General features: G+C 43.4%; 10 protein-coding genes, 1 pseudogene and 1 riboswitch. Of the genes and pseudogenes, 5 read left to right on the forward strand and 6 right to left on the reverse strand.

What is annotated here, in order from left to right:
• The first annotated feature begins 371 nt into the window (after positions 1 to 371).
• Both IM509_RS15525 and IM509_RS15530 read left to right on the forward strand, forming a co-directional pair.
• Positions 372 to 602, forward strand: coding sequence for an addiction module protein (locus IM509_RS15525; RefSeq protein ID WP_002788275.1), 231 nt, complete (start codon positions 372 to 374; stop codon positions 600 to 602).
• The gene (locus IM509_RS15530) at positions 599 to 889 is read left to right on the forward strand and encodes a type II toxin-antitoxin system RelE/ParE family toxin (protein ID WP_002758582.1); all 291 of its coding nucleotides are present in this window, start codon (positions 599 to 601) and stop codon (positions 887 to 889) included. The genes IM509_RS15525 and IM509_RS15530 overlap by 4 nt, the downstream gene beginning before the upstream one ends.
• Positions 890 to 910: 21 nt before the next feature.
• Here the strand turns inward: IM509_RS15530 and IM509_RS15535 are convergent, their stop codons facing one another.
• The gene (locus IM509_RS15535) at positions 911 to 2,116 is read right to left on the reverse strand and encodes an acetate kinase (protein ID WP_052275475.1); all 1,206 of its coding nucleotides are present in this window, start codon (positions 2,114 to 2,116) and stop codon (positions 911 to 913) included.
• Positions 2,117 to 2,493: 377 nt separating this feature from the next.
• Between IM509_RS15535 and trxA the strand changes: the two genes are divergently transcribed.
• Positions 2,494 to 2,850, forward strand: a complete 357-nt coding sequence (gene trxA / locus IM509_RS15540) for a thioredoxin (protein ID WP_002750414.1) — start codon at positions 2,494 to 2,496, stop codon at positions 2,848 to 2,850.
• A 66-nt stretch (positions 2,851 to 2,916) separates the two neighbouring features.
• Here the strand turns inward: trxA and dprA are convergent, their stop codons facing one another.
• Positions 2,917 to 4,065 carry a DNA-processing protein DprA gene (dprA, locus tag IM509_RS15550; protein WP_185237713.1) on the reverse strand — a complete coding sequence of 383 codons (1,149 nt, stop codon included), beginning with the start codon at positions 4,063 to 4,065 and terminating at the stop codon, positions 2,917 to 2,919.
• A gap of 435 nt (positions 4,066 to 4,500) precedes the next feature.
• Between dprA and IM509_RS15555 the strand changes: the two genes are divergently transcribed.
• Both IM509_RS15555 and IM509_RS15560 read left to right on the forward strand, forming a co-directional pair.
• Positions 4,501 to 4,818 (forward strand): DUF433 domain-containing protein, encoded by a 318-nt coding sequence (locus IM509_RS15555; protein ID WP_002765820.1) that lies wholly within the window; start codon positions 4,501 to 4,503, stop codon positions 4,816 to 4,818.
• Positions 4,808 to 5,140 (forward strand): DUF5615 family PIN-like protein, encoded by a 333-nt coding sequence (locus tag IM509_RS15560; protein ID WP_002736383.1) that lies wholly within the window; start codon positions 4,808 to 4,810, stop codon positions 5,138 to 5,140. The genes IM509_RS15555 and IM509_RS15560 overlap by 11 nt, the downstream gene beginning before the upstream one ends.
• A gap of 247 nt (positions 5,141 to 5,387) precedes the next feature.
• Here the strand turns inward: IM509_RS15560 and cobI are convergent, their stop codons facing one another.
• The 4 genes and pseudogenes from cobI to IM509_RS15580 form a co-directional block, all read right to left on the reverse strand.
• On the reverse strand, positions 5,388 to 6,092 hold the full coding sequence (gene cobI / locus IM509_RS15565) for a precorrin-2 C(20)-methyltransferase (protein ID WP_052275472.1): 705 nt from the start codon (positions 6,090 to 6,092) through the stop codon (positions 5,388 to 5,390).
• Positions 6,089 to 6,715 carry a precorrin-8X methylmutase gene (locus tag IM509_RS15570; RefSeq protein ID WP_052275471.1) on the reverse strand — a complete coding sequence of 209 codons (627 nt, stop codon included), beginning with the start codon at positions 6,713 to 6,715 and terminating at the stop codon, positions 6,089 to 6,091. Before IM509_RS15570 ends, cobI begins: the two co-directional genes overlap by 4 nt.
• A gap of 1 nt (position 6,716) precedes the next feature.
• Complete coding sequence (gene cobG / locus IM509_RS15575) at positions 6,717 to 8,141, reverse strand: precorrin-3B synthase (RefSeq protein ID WP_185237712.1); 1,425 nt, start codon at positions 8,139 to 8,141, stop codon at positions 6,717 to 6,719.
• Positions 8,142 to 8,197: 56 nt separating this feature from the next.
• A riboswitch (cobalamin riboswitch) is annotated at positions 8,198 to 8,356 on the reverse strand.
• Positions 8,327 to 8,517: pseudogene (locus IM509_RS15580) on the reverse strand (DUF3782 domain-containing protein); the annotation flags it as partial. It overlaps the preceding riboswitch by 30 nt.

Here is an 8,517-nt window from a genome sequence, read left to right on the forward strand (position 1 = left end):
CCACTCTGACCCAGAACCCTGTTTCTCTTCTAAGAACGCTCTCTCCGATTACTATGACCGAATATGGTTTTCCCGTGTTCACTCTTTGCTCTGTCGTCCTTGACCTGCTACCCCTGACACAAGATGTGTCAGGCACTCAGGGTATAAACATTTTAGAGAGCAATTTGAGAACTTGTGGAATGGTTGTGGGCAAAGGCACTTTTCAGGAGTAGAGGTGCATAAATTAGTCGAAGAGGTGCGAAATGTTTCGAGCAACTAACCAAGCCGTATAATGTGGGATCTGAGGTGGACGATTGCTTCCTCAAATTCGTCTCATGTCAAAGTTTGATACAATTCATTCAGGATTGAGCCTTCTGCGAGGGATGGGGACTATGCGATCAATTGAGCAACTGACTGAGGAAATATTGTCGCTGCCTAGCGAATCAAGAGCATTCCTAGCAGACAAGTTGGTGGAAAGCTTGGAATTCGATACCGACTCAGCAATTCAGGCAGTTTGGGTAACTGAAGCCAAGCGCCGAAGAGATGAGGTGCGAGATGGTTCTATTCAAGCAATTCCAGGCGAAGACGCTTTAGCCCAAGTCAGACGGCTGATTGAGCCATGAGGTACGTATTTCATCCTGAAGCGCTGAATGAATACGCTGAAGCAGTTCAATACTACACAGAGCAGAGAGTTGAGGTTGCTCAAGCGTTCATAAACGCGATCGAGGATACAGTTTATCGGATCAGGGAGTCTCCAACCCGTTACGCTGCAATTGATGAAGATGTTCGGCGGTGTATGGCGCGTAAGTTTCCTTACGGTGTTCTCTACACAATTGAGCAAGACTACATTCTGATTTTGGCAGTCATGCATTGCAGTCGTGAGCCTGGATACTGGAAAAATCGCAAGTAATTGAAGTTGCCATCTGCCTAACTATTGAAAGAAATGCCAGCATTCTCTTGCGATCGCCCAATCTTCCGCCGTGGCAATTACCATCACTTTTACTTTAGATGTGTCGGTGGCGATATCCTCATCCCGGGGACGAGCGGCATTTTTAGCCAAATCTAACTCTAAACCCAAAAAAGACCAGCCTTGACTGGCTTTTTCCCGCACTAAAGCTGAATTTTCGCCGATTCCTGCCGTAAATACCAAGACATCTAACCCCTCTAGAGAAGCGATCATCGATCCGATTAAACTTTTCAGACGATGAATATACATCTCAAATGCTAATTTTGCCCTCTCGTTGCCTTCGTCTATCGCCGTGGTAATTGCCCGCATATCCCCAGAAATACCCGAAATTCCCTTTAAACCCGATTCTTTATTGAGTAAACTATTTAAACTATCGGGATTATATTGATATTCTCGCTCTAGATAAATCAGAATCCCTGGATCGATCGAACCGCTGCGGGTTCCCATCATCAATCCCTCTAGGGGAGTAAATCCCATAGTAGTATCGACACTTTTACCCCCCTTGACTGCCGATAGGGAAGCACCATTACCCAGATGACAGATGACCATTTTCAAGGATTCTAGGGGTTTTCCCAACAATTCGGCGGCCCGTTGGGAGCAGTACTGATGACTGGTGCCATGAAAACCATAGCGACGGATTCCCAGTTCACTCCATTGGTAGGGAATGGGATAAAGAGAAGACTCGGGAGGGATAGAACGATGAAAAGCGGTGTCAAACACTGCTATTTGAGGAACATCGCCTAAAACTTGCTCGATCGCTTCAATTCCTTCTAAATGAGCGGGATTATGGCTAGGAGCAAGGGGGATCAGCTTTTTAATCGTTTCTTTGACTGGGGGAGTGATCATAGTTGCTTGGGAATATTCCGTGCCACCATGGACAACTCGATGACCGACTATACTAATGTCTGCGAGGTTGGCCACCACCTTAGTTTCGCCAGTGACTAAAGTCTCTAACATCCGAGCAATTGCCGCCGGACGATCCTGACTAGAAAGATTAATTTCCTGTTTAATTCCCTTGGCTTTTACCGTTAAAACCCCGTAATCAGGGTTAACCGTCCAATCGATTCCCGCTGCCCAAATTGGTTGGGGAGGATGGGAGGGGAAAAAATCTAAATCGTATAAACAACTTTTTTGACTGCTCGATCCCGCATTTAAGACCAGAATTTTCATAAAAAAGCTCAATTAGGAAGTGGGCTATGCCGATCATAATCAAACTCAGGTTAAGCCTAGATAAAATCGCTGACTTTTCGGGTTTTTCTTCAAGAAAATTTTATCCGGCTGTCATCACCCATGCTTGACTCGGGCAATATTACAAAACTTTATCAAAAAAAAGTCAAAATAGAGCCTCTAGGGTTATAAAATACAAGAATGCCCCTTGTGAAATTGATCCAAGAAGCTACCTCTGATGCAAGTTAAGGCCTCTAAAGTGGATTTAGAGCTAGTTCTCGTCCTTTTCACCAGTGGAATGTCAACATCGCACCACGAATCTCTAGAACGGAATTTTTGCGTATTCTAGATAACCGTGATTACTAGAGGATTTCTTAAGTATGTCAGAGGTTACTGCCGTTACAGATGCCACCTTTAAAGACGAAGTTTTAGATAGTGCCGACCCTGTCCTAGTGGATTTCTGGGCTCCTTGGTGCGGCCCTTGTCGAATGGTGGCTCCCGTTGTCGAGGAAATTGCCAAACAGTTCGAAGGGGAAGTCAAGGTGGTGAAACTCAACACCGACGAAAACCCCAATATCGCTAGTCAGTACGGGATTCGCAGTATTCCTACTCTGATGATCTTCAAAGGAGGTCAAAAAGTCGATATGGTGGTCGGGGCTGTACCTAAAACCACTTTAGCCAATACCTTAACTAAACACCTGGAATCTGATGATCCGCAAAAGGGCTCAAAAAGTTGATCTGGTGGTTGGGGCTGCACCGAAAACTACTTTAGCTAATACCCTAAATAAGCATTTGGGGGTTGACTAGGTTTTCTGGTAACGCATACCGGGTAACTGAGTCACTAGACCCATTAATTCTAATTCCAATAGGATCCCCGCCACTTCTGAGGTGGGGATTTGCATTTTTTGAACAATAATGTCAAACAACAGGGCATCCCTGTCAAATAACTGATACACTTGTGCTAGTCTAGGTTCTAGATTGACTGGAGGAGCAGCATTAACGACTGGGGATGTCTCTAGAGGGAGTGAAGGGGAGAGATTAACCGGTGCGGATTGGTTCGCGGTGGGAATTGCCCCCAACATTTGTAGTAATTTCTCCTCAGAAACGATAATTTCCGCTCCCTGATGAATCAGTTGTAAACAACCCCTAGCGGTGGCAATATCGGGAGAATTGGGTAAAGCATAGATATCGCCGCCGAATTCGTTAGCATAACTGGCCGTGATCAGGGAGCCAGACCTTTCGGGGGCCTCGATAACAATCGTGGCGCGACTTAAACCGGCGATAATGCGATTACGACTGGGAAAATGGGCTTTATTCGGTTGAGTTGCGGCGGGATGTTCACTAATGACTAAACCCTGCTTTTGGATGTCGGCGTGTAGCTGCCGATGACGACTAGGATAAACCACATCGACCCCCGTTCCCAAGACGGCAATCGTCCTTCCCCCTGCTTTTAAACAGCTTTGGTGTGCCTCGCCATCAATTCCTTCGGCCATACCAGAAACAATAGTAAATCCCTGTTGGGCCAAAAGGGTACTTAAGCGCCGCGCCCAGCGCCGGCCGTGATCCGTGGGGTTACGAGTACCCACAATGGCGACGGTGGGGATATTTCCCTGATTTTCCTCTAAATTGACCTTTCCTTGATAGTAAAGTAAGGGGGGAGGACTGGGAATTTCCCAGAGAAATCGGGGATATTCTGGGTCGCTAGGAGTCCAAAAAAGGGGATTTTTCTGGATATGTTCGGCGAAAACAGCTTCTGGGTCAATTTGCGAGCGCCCTTCCCGTACCGCTACCATTGACTTTTTGCCAAATCCCGCCACTTCTGCGATCGCAGTATCGGTGGCATTCCAGGCCACAGCGACACTGCCGAAATGCTGATAGAGTCGCTTCAGGGAAATTGCCCCAACTCCAGCAATACTTGACCATGCTAACCAATAAACGCGCTCGTCTGTCAATTTAAAAAGCTCCTCAAACCAAGTAATATTTTCAGTCGGTTAAAACTGACTGCGGCCAGATGACCTTAATTTATTTTAATCATGCCGGAATACTTTCCATTAGTTCTTGAGGTATTGTTGAGCCTCGCCCATGTCTTTCACTTTTTTAACAGGTGAATAAGTTGTTCTTGATCTTCTGGGGTAAGTTGTTCGGTTGCTTCTAGTATTTCTGCAAAAGTAGCTGGAGTCATAGTTTTAGTTGGTTATAGTGGTCTTTGGAGCCAATTGTAGCAGTAACGGTAGAATATGTTAGCATAGCGTAACGGATAATAATATGAAAATGTATAAAATGTTTCACATTAAAAGGCACGTTAGGCAACGTATCCTAAAAGATCGGTGGTTGCGTTTTTTCAAGAAAAATGCTATGATATCTAAAAGTAGAGTAAATGAGTTATTATGTCATCCTTAGTGCTTAAACAGCATATTGAAGTAACACCTGGTGTTTGTGGCGGTAAACCTCGTATTGCTGGACATCGGATTAAGGTACAAGACATTGTTATTTGGCATGAAAGAATGGCGATGTGTCCTGATGAAATTGTTTATAATTATCCAACGATTACTTTAGCTGATGTTTATGCAGCTTTAGCTTATTACCATGAGCATCGAGAAGAAATTCGCCAAGATATTGAATCCAGCGAAAATTTTGCTAAACAGTTACAAGGGGATAAACCTTCATTGGTCGAAAAACTTTTAAAGGGAAATAATGGCCAATAAGCTTAAGTTTCACCTAGATGAAAGCGTCTCTAATGCGATCGCTAAAGGTTTAAGAATGCGAGGGATTGATGTTACAACTTCTCCAGAAAAAGGACTGATGGGGTCTTCCGATGAGGAACAATTAGCATATGCTTTATCGCAAGGCCGAGTCATTTTTACTTTTGATGATGATTTTCTGGTTTTGTCTTCAATGGGATTAGAGCATTGGGGGATTATTTATTCACATCAACGTCAATCTATTGGCAAAATTATTAGTGATTTAGTTTTAATTTGGGAATGTTTAGAGCCTGATTATATGTATAAAAATGTTGAGTTTTTATAAAAATCATAATTCAGAAAAAAAGGTACGTTGGGTAACGCAATTTACAAGCAGGAGAATCGGACATGGTAGTTATTTTTAGGTGACAGAGAAGGGAGAAGAAAATAGATTACCTTATCAATCCGAGAAACGCGATATATAACCTCCTGTGGAACAAAAAAGCAATGAAGAAAAGACATTTTCATCATATCATCTAAACCCGATGGGTTCTGTCAGGTAGGGGATAGAAGATTTAACTATGTCTATAGAGTTATTGGGGTTTAGTTTTACTAGGAATCAGAATTAATGACCAGTAGGTGACAGCCTCTGGATCGATTTCGGTAATCGGAATAATTTGCTGATTGGGTAGGGTTGCTCGTTCGATGTAGAGGGCGCGTTCTAATAATCCTAATTCCTGGAGAATATCACGAACTTTAGCGAAATGTCTGCCTAATTTAATAATCGCTGCTGCATCGATAAATCCTAGGCGATCCCGCAATATTTCCGCCTCTAAAGTAGCGGGCATAATACTAAATACGTCATTTCGATAAGTGATAGGTACACCCAGCATTGCTGCACTTGCCATCACTGAAGAAATACCCGGCACGACTTCAATAGAAAAGCGATCGCACAAGCGATTAAAGATATACATAAATGTGCCATACAACATCGGATCGCCCACACATAAAACCGCCACATCTCGACCTAAGTTTAACTGTTCGGCGATATTTTCGGCGGCAATATCATAATGAGGTTGAGAACTGCGCTCGACACTAAAAGGTAAAGGCATGGGAATTTCTATCTGCTCGGGACGGATAAAATCCGAGACAATTGCCCGTGCCAAAACTTTGCCACTTTCTAAGGTAGGATAGGCAATTACCGGAACAGTTGTGAGAATCCGGTGTGCTTTTAGCGTCAACAATTCGGGATCGCCAGGCCCGATTCCTAATCCATAAAGTTTGCCTAATTTATTCATAATTCGTTCTCTTTTGCTAAAGCATTGACTGCCGCTGCTGCGATTGCGCTGCCTCCCCTACGTCCGTGTAGGGTAATAAATGGCGCGCCACGACTATTAGTTGCTAATTCTATTTTCGACTCTGCCGCTCCTACAAATCCCACGGGAAAGCCTAAAATCAAAGCCGGTTTATCTACATTTTGATCGAGCAATTCTAGTAGGTGAAAAAGTGCGGTTGGTGCATTACCAATGGCTACCACTGCTCCAGCTAAATGAGGTCGCCAAAGTTCTAAAGCGGCAGCGGAGCGGGTATTATTAATTTGCCGTGCTAACTCGGTTACTTCTGGATGATTGAGGGTACAAATAATCGGATTATTTTTAGGTAAACGGGCTTTGGTAATGCCATTAGCGACCATTTGAGAATCACAGAGAATTGCTGCACCCCCAGCGAGGGCATTTCGTCCGATTTTAACCGCGTCCGGTGATGCTTCTAAATCTTCTGTTATGTCTGTCATCCCGCAGGAATGAATTAGACGAACCGCCACATGAGCTAAATCATCGGGGAGATTTTTCCAGTTAGTTTCAGCCCGAATAATAGCAAAAGATTTGCGGTAAATTTCCTCACCATTCTTAATGTATTCCATTCTATTCATCTAAATTTTTCGAGTTTTGGGAGCTTAAAATTTGGGCTATGAGCGGGGTAATCTTGGCAAATTCTCCCTCAAATATAGGTGTTTCTAAGAATTTTTTACTATCACCCATATAGACTTGATAAGCTTCTAGTATTTGGCCATTTTCCTCGATGGTAGTTCCTAAAAGGGTAATTTCGGCTGGACCCGGTTGAGCGCAGCATTTAGCACAACCCGTCAAGTGAATATTAACAGGAGAATTGCAGGTTAAGTGTTCCTGCAAATAATCTGCTAGGAGAGAAGCATGAATTTGAGTTGCAGTGGCCGCTGCTGCACAACCCGGTTTACCGCTACAGGCAACTATCCCCGCATCCCATCCGGGAGAAGCGGATAATCCTAGTGATGCCAGTTTTGGCAACAATTCTGACACTTTTTCATCGGGAATATCGGGTAATATAACAGTCTGCCAAGGGGTTAATCGTAACTGACCACTGCCAAAAGTTTCTGATAGTGCCGCTAATCCCCATAGTTGATTAGCCGTCAATTGTCCTAATCTTAATGATAGGCCAATATAAGACAATCCGGGTTGCTTTTGAGGATGAATTCCCAGATGAAAATAGGGTTGAGTAGAATGGGCAGTTTGCTGGCATTCTTGCCAGTCTATTATTCCAGTATAATTCCGATGTAATTGGGAGTTAACTTGTTCGAGATATTTTGTCAATCCCCAATCTTTGAGTAGGTGTTTCATCCGAGGTTTTTTCCCCTTGATATTAGGGGTTTGTTGAACATAATCGAGATAAACTTTTACTAAAGCTTTGACTACAGCTAAACAGTTTTCTGGCTCAATTAATAAGTCCGTGTCATAGAATTGTTTATCTCCTGCGAGGGCTAATCGAAAGCAAACAATAGAAGTTAAATTTGTCGGATTATTGAGGGCAATTGCTGATAGCTGAATCTCGTTATAGCGGTGTTGCCAGGGCATAGTTGAACTGGTGCCAATTCCCACGGCACCGCCGCCATCGATCCCGATACTAAATTTAGGACTTAGTTGGGCAATTGATGGATAATTTTGGATAAAATTATCTAATTCTTGGACTAATGGACGAGTATCGATCAATTCTTGGCAGTCAATTCCGGCAGTGGGACTAGACATGATATTACGCAGATGATCGATACTGGGATTATGGGCAGCTAACCCTAATTTTTGCAGGGTTTGAAATTCTTCTAAACTGGGGGATTTTTGCAGTCCGCGAATTTGCAGATTTGCCCGATTGGTAACTTGTATTGTCGTCTGCCATTGTTCGAGCCAAGTGGCGATCGCTTTTCCCTGTGGAGAATTGAGCCATCCACCGGGGGTGCGGAGACGAATTAAAAATCCATCCTGGGCAGCAGTGCCATAAAATAAACCGGGACAAGCATTTGCTTCAACTAACCAATTCACCGTTGTTTGTTCTCCATGCGACGCAGAGAAGTAGTTAGAAAATTATTTGTCTATCTACCGATTAAAAACTTGTAATTGGCATTCTGACTCGCAAGGAAAAAGGGAAGATGTACTCTTTTTACTTTTTACTTGATTACAGCTGCGGCACAGTACCAGAATTGCACTGGACTTTCCCAAAGACAAGCTTAAATATTATACCACGTTTTCGGTTGAAACTCAGTATCGTTAAGAATCACTACATTTTCACCCTTTTGTGCCAAGACAAATAAACCTTGACGATAGGCATATTTATCCGCTCCTTCTTCGATTTCAATACCTGCTACTGCCCCATATAATTGTTTGTGGTTATATTCGGGAAAAAATTGCCTAAATTCTC

The organism is Microcystis sp. M31BS1 (genome assembly GCF_020245285.1).
In the GTDB taxonomy this organism is placed as follows: domain Bacteria; phylum Cyanobacteriota; class Cyanobacteriia; order Cyanobacteriales; family Microcystaceae; genus Microcystis; species Microcystis panniformis.